This is a genomic window from Paracandidimonas soli (assembly GCF_004342005.1).
GTDB classification, from domain to species: domain Bacteria; phylum Pseudomonadota; class Gammaproteobacteria; order Burkholderiales; family Burkholderiaceae_B; genus Paracandidimonas; species Paracandidimonas soli.
The window spans coordinates 289404-307521 of record NZ_SMBX01000002.1 but is presented as its reverse complement, the minus strand read 5'-3'; the positions used below and the strand labels follow the sequence as shown (position 1 = coordinate 307521).

The 18118-nt window shown below is 61.7% G+C and carries 14 protein-coding genes and 1 tRNA gene; 7 read left to right on the top strand and 8 right to left on the bottom strand.

Annotated features, from left to right (window positions below; translation table 11 throughout):
- Position 1: 1 nt before the first annotated feature.
- The 7 genes from pelF to EV686_RS05055 form a co-directional block, all read right to left on the bottom strand.
- Positions 2-1549 (bottom strand): GT4 family glycosyltransferase PelF, encoded by a 1548-nt coding sequence (pelF, locus tag EV686_RS05085; protein WP_132474183.1) that lies wholly within the window; start codon positions 1547-1549, stop codon positions 2-4.
- The gene (locus tag EV686_RS05080) at positions 1546-2553 is read right to left on the bottom strand and encodes a tetratricopeptide repeat protein (RefSeq protein ID WP_132474181.1); all 1008 of its coding nucleotides are present in this window, start codon (positions 2551-2553) and stop codon (positions 1546-1548) included. Before EV686_RS05080 ends, pelF begins: the two co-directional genes overlap by 4 nt.
- Positions 2546-3961, bottom strand: a complete 1416-nt coding sequence (locus EV686_RS05075; protein WP_165972504.1) for a PelD GGDEF domain-containing protein — start codon at positions 3959-3961, stop codon at positions 2546-2548. The genes EV686_RS05080 and EV686_RS05075 overlap by 8 nt, the downstream gene beginning before the upstream one ends.
- An 11-nt stretch (positions 3962-3972) precedes the next feature.
- Positions 3973-4512 carry a penicillin-binding protein activator LpoB gene (locus tag EV686_RS05070; RefSeq protein ID WP_132474177.1) on the bottom strand — a complete coding sequence of 180 codons (540 nt, stop codon included), beginning with the start codon at positions 4510-4512 and terminating at the stop codon, positions 3973-3975.
- A 62-nt stretch (positions 4513-4574) separates the two neighbouring features.
- Positions 4575-9560: a tetratricopeptide repeat protein gene (locus tag EV686_RS05065; protein WP_132474175.1), complete on the bottom strand. Its 4986-nt coding sequence runs from the start codon at positions 9558-9560 to the stop codon at positions 4575-4577.
- Positions 9553-12384 carry a bifunctional glycoside hydrolase/polysaccharide deacetylase family protein gene (locus EV686_RS05060; RefSeq protein WP_132474173.1) on the bottom strand — a complete coding sequence of 944 codons (2832 nt, stop codon included), beginning with the start codon at positions 12382-12384 and terminating at the stop codon, positions 9553-9555. Before EV686_RS05060 ends, EV686_RS05065 begins: the two co-directional genes overlap by 8 nt.
- A 163-nt stretch (positions 12385-12547) precedes the next feature.
- Entirely contained in the window at positions 12548-12790 is a 243-nt protein-coding gene (locus EV686_RS05055; protein ID WP_132474171.1) for a hypothetical protein, read from the bottom strand.
- Between the two features lie 57 nt (positions 12791-12847).
- On the opposite strand from EV686_RS05055, the gene EV686_RS05050 reads away from it, so the two are divergent.
- The 6 genes from EV686_RS05050 (at position 12848) to EV686_RS05025 (ending at position 17202) form a co-directional block, all read left to right on the top strand.
- Positions 12848-13387 carry a curli production assembly/transport protein CsgE gene (locus tag EV686_RS05050; protein ID WP_132474169.1) on the top strand — a complete coding sequence of 180 codons (540 nt, stop codon included), beginning with the start codon at positions 12848-12850 and terminating at the stop codon, positions 13385-13387.
- Between the two features lie 16 nt (positions 13388-13403).
- On the top strand, positions 13404-13865 hold the full coding sequence (locus EV686_RS05045; protein ID WP_132474167.1) for a curli assembly protein CsgF: 462 nt from the start codon (positions 13404-13406) through the stop codon (positions 13863-13865).
- Positions 13865-14809, top strand: coding sequence for a CsgG/HfaB family protein (locus EV686_RS05040; RefSeq protein WP_132474165.1), 945 nt, complete (start codon positions 13865-13867; stop codon positions 14807-14809). Before EV686_RS05045 ends, EV686_RS05040 begins: the two co-directional genes overlap by 1 nt.
- 100 nt (positions 14810-14909) lie before the next feature.
- The gene (locus EV686_RS05035) at positions 14910-15788 is read left to right on the top strand and encodes a hypothetical protein (RefSeq protein WP_132474163.1); all 879 of its coding nucleotides are present in this window, start codon (positions 14910-14912) and stop codon (positions 15786-15788) included.
- 103 nt (positions 15789-15891) lie between these two features.
- Complete coding sequence (csgH, locus tag EV686_RS05030; RefSeq protein ID WP_132474161.1) at positions 15892-16212, top strand: curli-like amyloid fiber formation chaperone CsgH; 321 nt, start codon at positions 15892-15894, stop codon at positions 16210-16212.
- A gap of 174 nt (positions 16213-16386) precedes the next feature.
- On the top strand, positions 16387-17202 hold the full coding sequence (locus EV686_RS05025; protein WP_132474159.1) for a response regulator transcription factor: 816 nt from the start codon (positions 16387-16389) through the stop codon (positions 17200-17202).
- A 47-nt stretch (positions 17203-17249) separates the two neighbouring features.
- Here the strand turns inward: EV686_RS05025 and EV686_RS05020 are convergent.
- Positions 17250-17326: transfer RNA gene (locus EV686_RS05020), tRNA-Pro, on the bottom strand.
- Between the two features lie 243 nt (positions 17327-17569).
- Between EV686_RS05020 and EV686_RS05015 the strand changes: the two genes are divergently transcribed.
- Positions 17570-18106: a sigma-70 family RNA polymerase sigma factor gene (locus EV686_RS05015; protein WP_243650749.1), complete on the top strand. Its 537-nt coding sequence runs from the start codon at positions 17570-17572 to the stop codon at positions 18104-18106.
- The last annotated feature ends 12 nt before the right edge of the window (positions 18107-18118 follow it).

Sequence of the window (18118 nt, the reverse complement as noted above, 5' to 3'; positions counted from 1 at the left end):
CTTAGCCCTCCTCCACGGATAAAACTGACCTATGCATCAGCTTCAGATACAGCTCCCGGTAGCTGTCCTGCATCAAGGTATCGGTGTAATAGCGCTCCACTCTGGCGACTCCGGCCGCCTGGGCGGCTTGCCAGACGTCGGGCCGCTCCAGCAGGCCGAGGATCGCCTGTGCGAACAGATCGGGATTGGCGATGGGCACCAATTCTCCGGCGCGGCCCAGCGCCCTGTCGGCCTCGTCCCTTCCTTCGATCAGGCTGCGGCAGCAGCCCACCTCGGTCGTGACGACGGGAACGCCTGCTGCAAAGGCTTCCAGGATCACCAGCGGCAACCCTTCGCTGATCGAGCTCAGGGCCACCAGGCCGACCTGGGGCAGGAAGCTGTCGACCCGCTGCATCCCCATGAATCTGAGCCTGTCCTGTATTCCCAGGCTCGCGGCCAAGTCGCGGCACTCCTGCGCATATTGGGGATCCTCACCATCGGGGCCGATGATCCAGCCTTCCAGCTCCGGCATGCTGCGGCTGGCCACGAAAATCGCCCGGATGAATGTCTTGACGTCCTTGATGGGCACGACCCTTCCGATGAATGCAACGACTTTCGCAGTTCCAGTCTCGCGCTGGTCCCGCAAGGGCGCGAATCTCGAAACCGCAATGCCGTTGGGGATGACGCGCGTCTTCTCCCGGCTGGCGCCATCGTGGATCTGGCGCATGCGATTGCCTTCGTACAAGGATACGATGTCGTCGGCGGCTTCATAGCAGATACGGCCCAGCGCCTCGAAAAACCGCACCCAAAGGTCCTGCAGATAGCCGACACGGCTCGTATCCCTTTCGAATACCCCGCGGTTGTCGCGTATCCATTGGCTTTGCAGCAGATCGATCTTGCGTTCCTTGGTGTAGATACCATGCTCCGACACCAGCAGGCGGCCCTGCCCCCGGAAACTGAGCAAAGCCCCCAGAAATCCCGCATAGCCGGTGGACACCGTGTGGTAGATCCTGGCGGAGGGCAGTTGCTCGCTGATGCGCACCAGCTGCCATATGGGTTTGTGCATGATGCGTATCGTCCAGAAATAATCCGTGAACGACGGATCCGTGCAATAGGCCTCATATCGCTCACTGATCATCTCCCATGAGTATTCGGAATGCAGGAACTCCTGCTCGCCCAGCCCGCCATTGGGTGCCAGCATGGGCATCAGTTCCCGCATCAGCCCGGCGATGGCGCCCCGCATCTCCGGCTCGCGCAGCGCATCGTGCATATGCGATACGCTCGCAAAGGCGTCGCGTTTTCCCATGCTCGCCCGCATGGGAGGAGGAGCCGGGGTTTCATGGATGAAATGCTCTTCGAAGTGCACCACATTATCGGGAAGCGCGTAGGAGGGATCGCCATAATCCTGGCGGCGGCCTCCCATGAACACCAGGGCGAAGGCGTATTGCGGAAAGGCCCGTATCATCTTGTCGACCCAGGACGACACGCCGCCGGGGACGTAGGGAAATGTCCCCTCCAGCAGCAGGATGATATCGGCCGAAGGCGCCCGGCGGTTCAGATGCGTTTTCATGTCGTCCAGTAGCGCACGCTAGCTTGCAGCGCCGGCGGCAGGATGCCGTCGCGCAATGGTTCAATGATCGGGCCGATGCGCGAATATTCGCGCTGCATGAAGGCGGCCTCCGCCAGCCAGGGCAGCAGGCGCTGGGCCGGAAACCGCCTGACCTGGGCGTGCTCCAGGAAAACCTCGGCCTGCTGCGGCCTGCCGTCCAGCAGGGCGCAGCGGCCAAGCAGATACCACATGGCCGCATTGTTTTCATCCAGCGCCAACGCGGAACGCGCATATCTCTCGACCCGCTCCAGCGCATGGCGCCGCAGTTCGCCCTGAGCCAGGTTCTGGTGGATCAGTTCCCAATGCAATTCCGCCAGCTCGCTGCTCAACAGGGATTTCTCTCCATCCGTCGCGGCCATGTCCCTGCGCCGCGACACGGCAAGAATCCTCTGCATGATGAGGTTCTCGGCCGCATTCGGAATGCCGTATGCCAGCAGCCGTATTTCTTCCAGGGGATCCGACAGCAGGTCGTGCAGCATCCCCCCGGTCACATTCAGGGGAAGGGAGCGCATGGCGACCATGGCCCCCACCCTGTCGTCGTCGAGGGCGCTGCGATTGTTCAGCCGGACCCGCAGGCGCGCCCCTGTTCCGTAGGAGACATGCGAAGCCAGGGACGGGATGAATCGGGGCGCTTCGAGCGCCTGCGACTCAGCTCCGCGTCCATCCCCGGGGAATATGGCAGGCGCCAGCACCATGCACAGGAACAGGATCTGGCCCGCAACCGGCAGGAACAGGGAAAGGCAGAAGGCATGGACGAACACTTCTCGTCTGTATCGGCGCGATTTTCCCGGCATGCAGCAGGCAAAGCACAACGCGGCGGCAAAGGCGGCCAGCGCCTGCCAGCCCAGCAGCACCGGCCAGGATACGCTCGTCCCGCGCCAGCCCGGCAACAGCGGCGCCGCCGCCTCGAACTGGGCGAACACGGCCAAAGCGGCCAGAAGGAGGGTGATCAGGAGCCTAATCATGGCGCCCGCACCGCAAAACAAGGTACTCCAACCCATATGCGGACGCCTCGGCATCCACGGCGACGCTGTGCGATACGGCGCCGGACTGCGCCAGATCCACGCCGAACTGCGTCTGGGCCACATGTGCAATACGCGAAAAATATCCGTTGACACCCACCTCGTCCGTCAGCGGCAGAAGCGCGATCGCCACCCTCGCCTCCTCCTGATCGTAGACCCACAGCAAATCCAGCATCCGGCGCTGCCTCGTCAGTTGCTCGATCATGGCATCGCCCAGCGTGCCGACGGGAAACACCATGCCCGCCATCATGGAGCGCACTCCGCTGCAGCGCTGTATATGCGCCAGCCTGGCCAGGTCCAGCGCGAACTCATGAGGGCACTGCGGCAACCGGCTCTGCACCGGCGCGACCAGGGCATGCTGCTCAAGGCCATCGGCGTAATAGCTCAACAGCACCAGCAGCAACTGCAGATTTTCATGCGTGAGCGACAGGAACGCCATCTGGCGCACGATCAGCACGCCAAACAGGCGTCCCGATGCGGACAGGAGAGGCGCGCACACCAGATAGCCGCCCTGCGCGTCATCGGTCTGGCGCAAATGCCGCAAATCCTTCTGCAGCAGGCACTCCCTTAGCAGCGCATCGCCGGTATCGGGCTTGAACGGCGCGCCGACAGATGCGGCGGGAGCCGGATCAAGGCCTTGCGCCGTCATGGCGAAGATCGAGGCCTGTCCGATACGGCAGCCGCTGGCTGCAAAGTCCAGGACGACATCGGCATTGGGCAGCGCGGCATCCCCGGAAGAACGGCTGGACGAGGGCACTGCGCGGGAGGCGTTCTCCGCCGGCAGGCTGCGCACGCGCTCGATAGCGTCGCGCAACGTGAAAGGCTTGCCCAGGATGTCCCGCTCCAGGCGCTCGTGCGAGACCCGCAGCAGATAATGGTTATTGGTGAGCGCCACCAGACTGTCGTCCAGATAGGCATTGATCGCGCGCAAGCGCCTTTCGCGCGCGGACCAGATGTCGCTGAAATGACCCGTAATGACCAGTTGCGCCATCCCGCCCGCAAACAGCATTTCGGGAAAGGCCATCGTTCCCTGGCCTCCGTGGAAGACGAACCAGGCAGCCGCGATGCACAATCCGGCAAGCACGCCCAGGATGGCCCCATAACGCAGAGCGAACACTGTGGCGGCAAGCCATATCCACGGAAATCCGATTTCCAGGAACAAGGGATCGGCAGGCCGCATCAAGCGGCACAACGCCAGCACCAGCGCCATGCCGGCAAGCACCTCGACGACGGCCAGCGGGCGTACGGCAACGGGCGCAAGCGTCCGTCCGTACGTGCTGGAGCCGCCCTCTCCCCTCTGATCGGTTTTTTGCTTCTTCGGCATCGCATGCGCCAGGCTGCTGTCGTGCACGGCATCACCTTTTATTTGACGGACAAGGGATCGAGCATTTCTTTGATCAGGGTCTGGCCGACCCCCGCCAGGCTGGAACGGCTCCAGCCGCTGCGGCTGCCCGTCGCGCTCCATACCACCGCGGCATTGGAGACATCGACAAGATGAAAGGTCACGCCCACGGCGGGCTCGCCGTCCAGGCCCACCTTGTAGCGCCACTCCTGCACCGAGCCGGTCAGCGCATAGCGGGCGCCGGAACTGCGCGCCCATTCCAGCGCCTGCTGCTGCATCCGGTCCGCGCTGCCGGCTATCAGCAGATCCGTGGTCTCGTCCTGCGGATACGACTGCAGGTTGGTAAAGCCCTTCTGATACAGCAGGCTCTGCGTGATGCTGCGCACGCGCTGCCCCGCCTCCGGCGTTTCGGTGTAGTTTGCGATCGGAAGCACCGCCAGCCCGTCGGCGGCGGCGAATCCAGGCCCGCTGCTGACATCGACAGTCGAACAAGCGCCGAGCAATCCCAGTGCAGCAAGGGCGGTCCACAACTTCGCGTGCTTGATATTGGAAACTTTCATATCTCACTCCAGGTTGTAATCAAGCGCAGTCCGGATTGGCGCCGCGCTCTGCGTTGCCATGACTAGAAAAACAATCGATAAGACAATCCGATACGGCTCATCGAGCTCCCGTCTCCCTGCCGCGCCGCCGTATGCGAATAGAAAACATGGAGATGGTCGCCGCCAAACACCGAGCCGCCGGCGCCGAAATTGACAAGGGCTCCCCAGCCCTCCTTGCTGTCATGCACATAGCCGGCGTCAAGAAACAATCGCCAGCGCCGCCAGTAGGCATTCTGGTCGCTGGAGCCGAAACCCACGATCACTCCGTACTGCGTAAAGTCTTCCGGCACGATTTCCGAGGCCGATAGCGAATGCCCGGAGGGCAGCAGCCTGCGCATGCGATGGATGGTGTTGCCGCTTGCCGAGTACGTGCCGTGCGCCGCCGTCAGCCGGACGCTCCAGTCGGGATGGGACAACAGGAATCGATAGCCCAGATCTCCCGAAACCTCCAGCCCGCGGCCGATATAGGTACGATCCTGATCAAGCAGGCGATTGGCCTGCGCGCTGCCCCACAGGAACCATCGCGCGCCGCTATCCCATTGCCATGACACCTGGGCCAGATCCTTGGCCCCTCCCGCCTGCAACAGTTGCGACGCATCGGTGAACTGGTTCAGTCCCAGCAGGAACGAAGTCTTGAAAGCGCCCTGCCGGTTCAGATCTGCACGCAGGCTGACTGTATGGAAGGTCTCGCTGGCGTTGCGCACGCCGACCGTCATGGAAAGCTTCCGCTCCGGCGTCGTATCGGAAAGCGTGAGGTTGAGTTCCCTGTCATGGGAAGGTACCCACGCCAATACGTCCTGGTCCGTCGTTTTCTGCCTCCGATCGATCGCCTCCATGCCGATGCCCCAGCGATTCGTCAGCTTCAATCCGCCAGTCACGGACGTTTGCAGGTATTTCAGCGAATCGTTATCGACATGCTCGACATCCATGCCCATCGCCGGACGATCGCGCATCAGGAGATCGGCCATCGCCTGGTACCTGGCATCGCTTTCCGGGGCCCCGTCCATAGCGTCGAACGCCAGCATCTGGGCTTCGGGTATCCGTCCGACGGCGGCAAGCGCATCGACCCTGCTTTCAACCGGTATGTTCTTGCGCCTGTCGTCCAGCAGGATTCCCAGTTCAACAGGATCACCTTCCATCAGCGCCAGCGTCACCTCGGCATCGACCGGGCTGAGCAGACGATCCGCATATCTCCTGGTCAGCCATGCCCGCGCCAGGCTGTCATGCTCCCCGCCCAGCGCCCATGCAAGCACCGCATCCCTCAGTACCGGCCCGATGGGCTCCCGCCGATTGCGTCCGCCATCCGCCGTCGAGGGAACGACCTCATCGAGCGCGGGCAGGCTCGCCTTGTCGCCAAGCAGGGACCGCGTCAGCTCGGCCTGTTCGGGTGAGCGGATTTCCTGGCGCAACAGCTTTACCAGCAGCGCGCGAGAGTAATCGCCGTTGGCCAGTTGCTGGCTCAACGCAATACGAGCGGCGTTGCGATGGCGGGCATCCTGCGGCGTCGGCCCGAACAGATCCCATGCGCCGCCCTCCGCGGCGCCCGAAGCTTCCAGATCCTGTCCCAGGGGAGCCTTCTCGCGCAACAGCTTCCAGGCCTGCCTCCTGATCCTCCATGCACGCTCGACGTGGCCCGACGCTTCTTCGGCATCCGCAAGCATCATCAGCCACAAAGGATCATCCCCGCTGCTCAATCGCTGCCTGCGCAAATAATGCGCCGCGCTGACTGGATTGCCCAGGCGCATCTGCGCGGCGGCAAGGACATCCCAATAGCTGGCATGGGTCTGCGCCGCCTTGCGCCAGCGGTGCACTGCCTTCCGGAGTTCTGCCTCCGTGCCGAACCAGGTCAGGGTCCACAGGTAGGCCACCCGCACATAGTCATCCGCATCCGGCATGTTCGCCGCTGCGCGCAGGTCGGCAAGCGCGGCCTCCCAGCGCTGGGTGCCGATGTAGTAATCGGCGCGGGCGCTCAGCAACTGCCCGGAATGCGCAAAGAACCCTCGCTGCTCCGGCGGCAGGGCGCGCAGCAACTGCTCGATCCGCCCCCAGGCGCGCACGGAAGCATACATGCGCAAGGCGGATTGCAATGCAGCGGGCGAGCCGTCCTTGCGGAACTGCGCCTCGGCCAGCCGGCCGCCATCGATCGGACTCAGCTCGTAAAGATAGGCAAGAGCATTCAGGTCGGCATCGTTGGCCTGCCCAGTCTCCAGCAGCCCCTCATGCGCGAATCCGGCGTCCTCGCGGCTTCGCGCCAAGCGTGCCAGCTCGCTGTACAGCCTCCAGTAAGGCACGGTCTCCGGGCCCCTTCCCGCCTGGTCGCGCGCATCGCGCAATCTGGCCAGGGCGCCGGCAAGATCTCCCTGTGCGTAATCCATGCTTGCCAGCCGCATGGCATATTGCCAGGCATTGGCGCCGGACCCTCCCAGCGCTTCATAGGCCTGCCTGGCGGCCTCATCATTTCCCGAGCGCTCGGCAAGGTCCGCATAGCGTTCGAGCATGGGCGTGCGCAGCGATCCCTGCGCCCTGCTCTTCAGGTAGGCCAATCCCGCCTCGGGCTGGCCGAGTAGCTCATAGGCGTGCACCACCTGGTCCAGCAGCTCCAGATCGCCGGGCGCCCGGGCCGACATGTGCTTGAGAGCCGCAAGCTGGGCGGCATTGTCGTTCAATTGCATCGACAGGACGAGGACATTGGCCCATGCCTGCTCGTTGCCCGAAGCCTGGGCGTATTGCAGCCAATGACGCAGCGCCGTCCTGGGATTGCCGTTCCATTCGGCCACCTGGGCCAGCCTGGGGCCCCATACCTGCGGATCCCTGCCTTCATCCAGAGCACGCTGCGCGGTCCGCTCGGCATCCGAAAGCTGGCGGCTTTCCACGAACGCCTGGAAGGCGATATCCAGGTCATCGACATCTCCTTCCTGATTTTCGGACATGCCTGCGGCGTTCTCCGCCATGAACCGGCCGGCCGCATCCGACGGCCTGAAATCCGCATGACGGACGGGCAATCCGCCTCTCCAGAAGCCGGCCTGCATCGACGCGCCCCCCATATCAGACCAGACCAGGCCGATGCGCGACGATCCGGCCCTGTCCTCCTGCCTCGTCTGGATCAGCGCGCGCGCATATCGCGTCATCAGGTCCGTCCGATGCGCCTGGCGGGCCAGATCGATCAGGTAGCGCAAAGTAGCGGGATCGTCCATCAGGTCTCCCGCACGTCGCTCGCCCGCCTCGCAAGCCTGGCCCACCTTTCCTCCGGCCACGAAGGCGCCCAGCCCGGCCTGGAAGTACCGGCGCTGCTCATCGCGGTCCTGTGCCGCCTCCCGGGCGGAAAAATAAGCCTCCGCCGCATCCTCATAGGCCTGCCGGCCCAGCGCGAAGTCCCCCCGCTTCCCCAGCCAATGCGCGGCATTGCCGGAGTCCTCCGCTGCCAGCCGGCTGTAATAGCGCTCCGCCACGGCGTCGGCGCCCGTCGCTTCCGCCTTCTGCGCCAGCCACTCCATGGAGGAAGGATCCAGCGGCAGCGGCAAGCTTCCCTCCATCGTTGCATGCAGCCGATGCATCAAGGCTTCGCGCCGGGGATCGCCCGGTTCAAACTCATAGGCATGCTGCTCGAGCGCCATGATTTCCAGCATCATGACACGCTGCCGCGCCTGGCCGTCGCCAAGCGGCTTCAGCCGCTCGATGACCCTCAGCATGGAAGTCCAGCGCCCCGCCCGCATGTATTCAGCCGCCAGCGCATTCAGCCCGGCCTGCGTGCCGGAAGCGCCTTCACTTGTCTCCGCGTGCTGACGCATCCAGGCCAGCAGATAGGCATCATCGTCATCCTGCGCGGGCGCCAAGGCCAGAACCTGACGCCAGGCCTCCTGGTCGTTGGAAGCCTGCGCATACCACAGCCAATGCTCCAGGGCGACGCCCGGATGCTGGTTCCACTGCGCCGCCCTTGCCAGATTCGCGCTCCATGCAAGACGGTCCAGGCCCGCATCCAGCGCCATTCGTGCAACCTGCTCCGCATCATCCAGCGCGCCGCTTTCAATGAAAGTCTGGTAGACCAGCTTGTACTCCTCCTCCAGCGCAGCCATGTCCGTGCCCGCATCGTGGCTCAGCGCGGACGCATGCGCCGCGACCAGAACGATGGAGGCATCCCTGCCGCGCGCCTGCTGGCGCGGCCCTCCGACCGCCTTGAGCAGGGATCGCGCATAGACGGCGGCCAGATCGCCCCTGTTGGCCTGCCGCGCCAGCGTCAGCAGATATCTCAGTGTCTGGCTGTCGCTTGCCAGCACGCCCAGCCTCTGCTGGGCTTCGGCGCAGGCCTGCTCGACCTTCCCCGCCGACTCCAGCACCTGCAGCGCCCGGATGAAATAATGGCGCTTCTCATCGAACAAAACGGCCGTCTCATAGGCGGAGAAAAAGGAGAAGGCAGCGGTTTCATAAGCCTGGGTAGCCAATGCCACTTCGCCGAGCCTGGCCTGCCAGCGGGCGGAATTCTCAGTATCGGTCTGCGCAAGCTTCTGGTAGAAGCGCACCATTGCATCATCGGCACCCGCCGTACGGGCCTTTTCCGCCAGCGAGCGCATGGCGGCGATATTCCAGGACAGCCCCGCCGCCTCGCCGAGAATCGCCGCAACGCGGTTCACACCCAGTTCCCGCTCAGGCGCGTCCTCCGGCAAGGCGTACGCCATCTGTTCGGTGGCCACAAGCTCCAGGAACAGCGCCTTCCTCTTGCCCGTATCGTCCTGCGCCGCCTGGGAGAAGCGACGGGACGCACCCAGGGCGGATTGCCAGCGTCCCAGCTCGAGATACTGCATGGCCAGGGACTCCAGATATGCGGGCGAATCCGGCTCGACCAGCAGCCAAGCCTCGAGATAGGCGACGGAAATCATCGATGCCTGCTGTGTCGACAGGCTGCGCGTATGCACGTCGGCCCTCGGATAGGCCGCCACCAGCGCAGCAATGACGACGGCGCCAAGCAGCAGGGACAGCCATGCGGGACACAATTGTTCTCGGATCTTATTCACAATGCACCCTGATCGAATGATAGACAACGGGCTTGGCCGCATTTCCCGCGACATCGACCCGGCCCGCGCTTCGCCCGGATCCCCTGGAGCCGTCGGCTACGCTCGACACGCAACCCGACATATCAGCAAACTGCACGAACGGCTTGTAGTAACCGCCGAGTTCGAACTGCATGCCGCGCCCCTGGCGCTGGAAATTCCTGACGAACCCGGATGCCTCCTGTATGTACGGCAAACCCTGCTTCCCGGCGGATGCGATGCGAAAAGATGCTTCATCCCCTCCCATGTGGATGTACAGTCCGCCTGGTCCCGGCTTGTAGCCCATCACGCCTGTGGCTCCGGCCAGTTCCGGCACCCCTGCCCCAGGCCAGCGCAACTGGCGCAGATCGGCGCCGGAACGGACTATCCACCGGTCCCCGTCCCTGGCAACCGACACTCGGCGCCACTGCAGGACCCGCTTGATGTATTCCGTGGTGTATACGGGAAAAACGGGCTGCTTCATTGCCGTATCGAACACATGCTCCAACGCCGCCAGTGATGCTTTTTTCGTGGCCGAATAGAAGTGGTAGTAGATATCCAGCGCCTTGAAGCGGATGGGCTCGTCCGTCATGGCGAACGTCTCGATCACGCGCTTGAATCCATAGAACGGCCCCAGCCAATCATTGGTGTACACGTTCTCGTTCATGGTGGCGGCATACACCTGGTATGCGTCGGGATCGTCATCCTTGGCCACGCCGTAAGGCGCGATATTGGTCCAGCTGTTCCTGGCCTTGGTGATCACCGTATTGCCGCCATTGATCGACAGCACGCCCGCCTGCGCCGCCTTGCGCAAGGCGAGCGGACGCATCTCGGTATCTCCCGTCCACAGCATGGCCTCCACCCTTTTACCGGGAGGCGCCAGGCGCTGATTGATGTAATCGATACTGCCGAAGATCTCCCTGTCCAGATCGAATTCGTATCCGGGAATATCCATGGAAAACGGATCGGCCGCTTCTTCCGGCGTCTGGTGGAAAGGCTTGATGCGCTTTCCCGTCCGATTGTCGATCTGCCACGAGAAGAAGGGGTGGGAATAGCTGTGGCTGGCTATCTCCACATTCGGCAGTGCGAAGATCTTTCTCGCCAGCGGCTCCAGCTTCGGACTGAGTTCCGGATAGGCGCCCTCGGGGCCAATCTCGCCCTCGATCACCGAGACCGTCATCGGCACGGGATACTTGGTCAGGATACGGCGATACAGTACTTCCGCACTGAACTCGTCCGCTGCGCTGGAAAACTCTGCCCTGGAAACGAAGCCATCGCCGTCCACCTGCGTGAACATCAGCCGGCGACCGTTTTCCGATGTCACGTCAGGTACCGGCATTTCCGGCAATTGCAATGCCTGCCTGAAGAAATCGATCGGCTGGAACACCAGGCGATATTCGCGCAAGGCATCCAGAAACACCACATCGTAAGGTGTCAGCGTATAGCCGCCCCACGATGTCAAGGCTGCGGCATCGTAAACATAGGAGTCGAACGCCAGTCGCAGCAAAGACGCATCGGCGGACCCCGCCCTGACTCCCACGACATCGCGCGCATCCGGCGACGGCAGCGTTTCGAAGCCCATCAAGGGCTCCTTGCCGACAACTTGAGGCACGCTGCCCGGCGGCACCTTGCCCGGCACGCCCTCGAGCCCCAGCGCAGCCAACGCGGCGCTATCCAGGGGAAAGCCGAAACTTCCGATCACGGCCACCCGCATTCCTTCCCGGATACGAGCCAGCAGCCATTGCCGCCAGATTCCCGCCTTCGGCGCCTGCTGATTCAAGGCCACCACAATGCCGGCATACCTGTCGCTGCCTATGTTCGCCGGCAGGTCCTTGCTGTTGAGATCCAGATACTGGACGTCGTATCCCAGATAGTTCAATGGCATGGAAAGCCCTATCACTCCCACGCTCTGATCGAGGGACTGGTCTCTGCCCAACGCCTGCACCATCAATATCTTGCGGGGCATCACCTCGATGCGTCCCGTCCCCACTATCCCCATGCCGGGCGCGGTGACGAAGGGCTGCACGCCATCTTCCTGCAAGCGCCGCGCCAGATCGCGGCGGCAGGCCTTGTCGCCGGCAAGACAGTAGTCGACGGCAACCACCGGCAGCGCGAATTCCGACTGCAATTGCCGGATTTCCCCCAGCAAGCCGTCGCGCAACCCATCGGGCGTTTTGCCCATCATCCCGGTAAAGCCGCCGGGCCGGTGATAAAGCGAATCGACCACCAGCGCGTACAGGCTTGCGGCGCGCGCGTGCGCCAGAGCGATATGGTTGCGCAGCATGAGCCTGGCTTCTGGATAGCGATCGCGGATAGCGTCCATCAGCGCCAGCATGCCGTCGTCGCTCCCGCCGGCATCGGCCTGCACGCCATCGTCGAGCAGAAAGCCGCGATACCCCTCGTCCCACAAGACCTGGATGCCGGACATGACGGCCTGGCCGGCAGCATCCGAAGCCGAACGCTTCCAGGATGCCAGATCCAGGCGGGCGAACCAGGACGTATGCGGAGCCGCGCTGGCATCCGGCAGGCGCGCCCGCGCGGGATCGATCACAACCGCATCGAAGGCCTGCAGCTCGTCGACCGGCAGCGCGTCCTGATAATAAAAAGCTACGTTGGGAGCTTTGGCGGAAACGAGCGACTGCGTCGTTTCCGCGGCATGCGCTGAAGCCAGCCAGGCGAAAATGAACGGCAGCCCCCATGCAAGGCTGTGCCGCAGCAGCCGGGCGATGCAAACATGCCGCCGCCATCCCTTCAGGCCGGCTGCCTGAATGTATACAAAACGTGTCTTGTTTTGCAGCGTCTTTGTCATGTTGGCACCGTCGGTCGACCATGCATGCATATCGTTCTTACGCACCGAAATGTTTTTTTTCTTTTGTAATAGGATAAAGACACCGCTGCGCGTACGACATGCGCCAATTACCCTAGGGCTGGCGCTCAAAAGGTCTAGTACTTTTGGCTGTTGGTACTAACCCTTAGCCATTTTTCATAGACAAAGGCCCGGTTTCCACCCAGGAAGCCTCACGTCGCAGCCTCGCAAAAATCATCAAAACAAACGACTCCGGTACGGCGAAGACGGAGGGATTCCAACCCTTGGAACGCGCGATCGGGCCGGCGGCACTCACACCGGCATTTGCTCCTAGGACAAATAACCGCCCGAGGCTTACGCCATACGCCGCATGTTCGGCGCGTTTTACATCTCTATCATTGGCTTGCAAACAGATTTCCAGACGTAAAAAAATTCAAGCTTGCACGGATCAATAGGGGCTTTGGCGATGAGACCGCTGACCATAGTTGCACTTTCCGTTGCACTGGCCTTGCCGGGAACACTGGTCCAGGCGCAGGGCGATATCGCAAAGGGCAACGCGGCAAAAAGCGCTGGCGCAAAGCAGAACGGCGTCAGGAACGGCAGTGCGGTCAAGAACAGCCTTCCCGAAACCGCCATGGACAAGCTTGCAGCGGAACAGGAGAAAAAGACGATTTTCGAAGATCCGCTCCAAGGCGTGATCGTGAACCGGACCGTCACGGTACTGGGCAACGATTTCTATCAGTACTTTTCCACGTACTGGAATGAGCTCAACGAAAACAACCGGTACTCGATCGCCATCTACGAGCGGCCGACGGCCCGCTGGGGCAGCGAGATCTGGATCCAGTTTCGCCAGGATCGCGTCTTCCATACATTCCTGTCGCCGGCCCGCCAGGCCGCCAAGGGAGTCGCGGAAGCCGCTGCCGCAATCGTCGAACAGAACATCACCCGCACCGAAATCCACCGCATGACCTTCCAAGACCACGATTTGGCGCCCGAAGAACTATAGCTATCCAAAGGAGAAGATGATGTCCGCACAAAAACAACCCCGAATTCGCAGCGCCGTGCTGACGCTATGCCTGTGCGCAGGCACGACATCCGCTGGAGCCACCGAACTGGTGTATTACCCGCTCAACCCCTCTTTCGGCGGCAGCCCCCTGAACGGGCCCGTGTTGCTGAATTCGGCCATCGCCACCAACAAGCACAAGGCGCCGGACATTGACTCCGACCGGCTCGGCATCGAACAGCGCACGCCGCTGCAGAACTTCCAGGAAAGCCTCGAGCGCTCGATCCTGAACCGCCTGTCTTCGGCAGCCGCATCGAAGCTGTTCGACGCGCAGGGAAATTTCGTGCCCGGCACGCTGCAGACGGAAAACTTCATCATCACGATCGCCGACATGGGCGGCGGCATCTTCTCGGTCACCACCGAAGACAAGTCGACCGGCAATGTCACCACATTCCAGGTCAGCAGTCTGGGAGGTTTCTGATGAACGCCCTGCCATGGCCCGGCCGCCTGTCGCCCTCGCAACGATCCCTCCGGCTCAGTCTGTCCATCCTTTCCTGCCTGCTGGTTTCGGCATGCGCCCTGCCCCGCGAACCTTCCCAGGTCGCCAATGCGGCGCAGCTCACGCCAGCGACTCCATCAACCTACGATCTGCGCAGCCTGCCTCCGCCCAAGGGAAAAATCACCGCCGCGGTCTATGGCTTCCGCGACCAGACCGGCCAATACAAGCCTGCGCCCGACAGCTCTTTCTCGACCTCGGTCACGCAAGGAGCGGCATCGATGCTGGTCAAGGCGCTGAAGGAATCGGGATGGTTCACTCCCGTAGAACGCGAGAGCCTGCAGGAGCTGCTCACGGAACGGCGCATCGTACGCGCGCTGGACGGATCGCAGGACAAGGCGCCAAGCATCCATATTCCCGCGCTGGTGCCCGCATCCATCCTGATCAACGGAGGCATCATCTCGTATGAAAGCAATGTGCGTACCGGCGGCCTGGGCGCCAGGTTCCTGGGCATAGGCCTGTCGACGCAATACCGCGTGGATCAGGTCACCGTGGGGCTGCGCAGCGTCGACATACGTACGGGAGAAGTCCTGCAGACGGTATCGACCACCAAGACCATCTTTTCCTATGAGGTCCGGCCCAGCGTCTTCAAGTTCGTGAACTTCAAGGACCTGCTCGAGGTCGAGGGCGGCATCACCCGCAACGAGCCGGCGCAGCTGTGCGTGAAGGAAGCGATCGAGGCTGCCGTCATCCATCTCACAGTCCAAGGCGTCAAGGCCGGCAACTGGGCGCTGGCAAACCAGGACGACTGGTATTCCCCCCTCTTCCAGAACTATTTGCAGGAAGAACAAACCTATGCATTGGCATTGCCCGAAGACGATGCCTCGACGAACCAGGCAAGCAGCGGCGCAGTCGAGCCCAATCAGTAGAAACATCGACCGCGCATTTTGCCAGGCAACAGCCGTCCGGTCTCAAAGGCCGCCGGATGACTGAGAAGGGAAGCAGGTCTTTATTTCGAGGAGAGCACACATGAAAACCAAACTGTCCACTCTGGCCCTGGGAATCGCCGTAGCCTTCGGCTCGACGGCCGTCATGGCCGCCAACACGGCGGACGTCTATCAAAAAGGCAACTACAACCAGGGCTTCATCACTCAGGACGACAACAACAACACCCAGGGAGCCATCAACCAGACCGGCGACAATAACTATGCCGCCATCACTCAGGATGACAACACGAACTCGACCGCGCTGGTCAATGTCTGGCAGGGTGACAGGGATAGAAGCTATATCAACCAGGACAACACGAAAAACAGCTCGGCCAAGATCTGGGTCAATCATGGGGATCGCAACCTCAATGTCATCGACCAGACCGGGACCAACTTCGTGACAGCCTATGTATCCACCACTGGCGACCGCAACAACAACACCATCGATCAGAACCGGGTCAGCAGCTCCAGCGCCGGCATCGACCAGGACGCCAGCCGGAGCTCCGCCTACATCGAACAAGGCCGGTCCGGCTATGGCTATCATAGCAGCGGCAACAACCAGAGCGCCTACATCAGCCAGTATGCCGGCAGCAGCCACGACGCCAGCATCGTGCAGAAAGGATCGCATCTCGAAGCCTACATCGAGCAAGGCGGCAGCAAATGGTCTTCCGGCAATACCGCCGCGATCAACCAGACCGGCACAGGCTCTCATTCCAGCGACAGGAACGTCGCTACCGTCGCGCAGCACGGCTCAGGCAATGACAGCTATACCATGCAAAACGGCAGGGATCTTCTTTCCTACGTTACGCAGGTCGGCTCCAACAATAGCTCCAACGTCGTCCAGATGGGCAGGAATCACACCAGCCACGTAACGCAGAATGGCTACGGAAATACGTCCAACGTCGTTCAGACCGGCTACTGATGCCGATCGGGCAGACTGCTTCGGCAGTCTGCTTGCGCACGAGCCCGGCACCCCAGGGCCCGTGCGTTTCCGACTCCAGTGATTGCCTCAGGAGAAAACGCTCATGAACGTGGATGCCGACATCCAAGTCTGGCTGGAAACTGTCGCCGGCACTCAGCCCAGCGTCATCGTTCCTTATGTGCAAAGCGCCGGAGGCGGCCCCCTGCACTACGAAATACAGGCTGTCAGGGAAGGCCCCCAAGGCCGCGCCGTCATCAGGCAAGGCAGCAATGTCACTCTTGCCGCCGGCAAGCCGACCGCGCTCAGCAATATGGCGATCAGCCGCAACTCGGGCGAAACCTGCGACATCGTCATTTTCATTACCGGAAAAGAGGGGTCATTGCCGGAATCCGGCAGAAGCTATCAATTTCCTTGCCCTGATTGAAATATCAAGGTATAAAAAATAAGCAAATTAATGCATCATTATTTCAATTTAATTCAAATATTACTCTTTCCATTATTCTACATTTCATAATTCAAGAATAATCTGTCGCTACAGCCGACAGTTAGATACGCAGTGGCGTTTGCCCCAGGCAGACGCACCCGGGAGGAATGCGACATGTCTGCGATCATGCTCGTTGAACCACACCCGCTGCTGCGGCTGGGTATCCTGCAGCTTTTGTCCTCAGGCCTGTCGGGCAGCACCGCAAAAGGCGTCGACTACACCGCCCTTTCGGAGACCTGCGCCGAAAAAGGGTGCGAGCTCCTCATCCTTTCCATCCCCTCATTCGAACGATTTCACCAGCTCATTTCGGCCGCCAGCCATGCCTATGAGCCCAAGGCGATACTCCTGCTTTCCGAAAGCAGCGGCATACCGGACTGGATCCAGGAATGTCCCCCCATCGTCCTGGGCTACGTCCCAAAGAGCGCCACTCCCGAATTGCTGCTTGCCGCCGTCAAGCTGGTCCTGGCGGGAGGAACCTGTTTTCCCCTCCAGAACCCGGCTGCCGCCGAAAGGCCGGCGAATGCGAATGGCATGGCGCCGATCCCCCATGCCGAACCCGCGCGCTGGAATGCACGAACAAGCGCATCCGGATCCGAACGCGAATGCGAAAAACTGGGCCTGACGCCGCGCCAGTACGAGGTGCTGGTGTTGCTGGCGCGCGGATATCCCATGAAGACGATCGGGAGCCTGCTGAACATTTCGGTTGCAACGGCAAAGGCGCATACGGAAATGCTGTATCAGCGGCTGGACGTCCATAGCCGGAATGCGGCGGTATATACCGCCATATCGCGCGGCGCCACTCTGGGCTGGCCCAGCATCCAGGCAGCACAACAGCAATACGGCGCAAGCCGCGATCATGACGGAGCTGAAGGTTTCCTGCCCCAAGGACAGGCATCCGGAGAGGGCCTGAGCATTACTGCCAGAAAATGAAAAAGGCCTTACAGTGATTCACTGTAAGGCCTTTCAGGGTATTTTTTTGGTCGGGACGGAGTGATTCGAACACTCGACCCCTTGCACCCCATGCAAGTGCGCTACCAGGCTGCGCTACGCCCCGAACAAGCAAAAGATTATAGAACACAATTTATTTTTTTTCAAACGCAAGAATCCTTCCACACTGTATCTTCAGCCTGCTGCATCCCGGCCCGCACGTGAGTCCGCTCCCGCCTGAAGCTCCCGATACCGCCCGCCTTGATTGATTGTCACAGGCAATCACTAACTATATAATTAGGAATAATTCTCGTTTACGAAGATAGGCAATGCCGTGCCCTCTCCTGATCCGTCGCCAGCCGCAACTTCTGTGGAAACGATCTATGCCAGTCATCATTGCTGGCTGAAAGGCTGGCTGCACCGCAAGCTGAACAACGCAAGCGATGCCGCGGATCTGATGCAGGACACCTTCCTGAGGTTGATGCAATCCCGATACAGGAATACGCCGCAGCCGCAGCCTCGCGCCCTGCTCACGCATATCGCCAAAGGCCTGCTCATCGATCACTGGCGGCGCAAGGACGTCGAGCAGGCCTATCTGGAAGCGCTGGCGCATGCGCCAGCCCAGCATGAGCCTTCACCTGAGGAGCGCTACCTGGTCATCGAAGCGCTGGTCCGAATCGACGCTATGCTCTCCAGCCTGCAGGAAAAGACGCGCACCGCTTTTCTGCTGGCGCAAATCCATGGCCTAACCCTGGAGCAGATATCCCAAAAAACCGGCATGCCCGTCATTACTGTGCGCAGACATCTGCACAAGGCGCTGGTCGCCTGCATGAGCGCCCGCCTAGCTTTCGACGATCCGCCAGACAAGGCTGACGTCCATGACTGCGCAGTGGCCAATCGATGCTGACCGGATCCGGCA

Bases quoted from the DNA above. Each gene is read 5' to 3' on its own strand.
- pelF (WP_132474183.1), bottom strand. From the start codon at position 1,549: ATGAAAACGCATCTGAACCGCCGGGCGCCTTCGGCCGATATCATCCTG.
- EV686_RS05080 (WP_132474181.1), bottom strand. From the start codon at position 2,553: ATGATTAGGCTCCTGATCACCCTCCTTCTGGCCGCTTTGGCCGTGTTC.
- EV686_RS05070 (WP_132474177.1), bottom strand. From the start codon at position 4,512: ATGAAAGTTTCCAATATCAAGCACGCGAAGTTGTGGACCGCCCTTGCT.
- EV686_RS05060 (WP_132474173.1), bottom strand. From the start codon at position 12,384: ATGACAAAGACGCTGCAAAACAAGACACGTTTTGTATACATTCAGGCA.
- EV686_RS05050 (WP_132474169.1), top strand. From the start codon at position 12,848: ATGAGACCGCTGACCATAGTTGCACTTTCCGTTGCACTGGCCTTGCCG.
- EV686_RS05045 (WP_132474167.1), top strand. From the start codon at position 13,404: ATGATGTCCGCACAAAAACAACCCCGAATTCGCAGCGCCGTGCTGACG.
- EV686_RS05040 (WP_132474165.1), top strand. From the start codon at position 13,865: ATGAACGCCCTGCCATGGCCCGGCCGCCTGTCGCCCTCGCAACGATCC.
- EV686_RS05035 (WP_132474163.1), top strand. From the start codon at position 14,910: ATGAAAACCAAACTGTCCACTCTGGCCCTGGGAATCGCCGTAGCCTTC.
- csgH (WP_132474161.1), top strand. From the start codon at position 15,892: ATGAACGTGGATGCCGACATCCAAGTCTGGCTGGAAACTGTCGCCGGC.
- EV686_RS05025 (WP_132474159.1), top strand. From the start codon at position 16,387: ATGTCTGCGATCATGCTCGTTGAACCACACCCGCTGCTGCGGCTGGGT.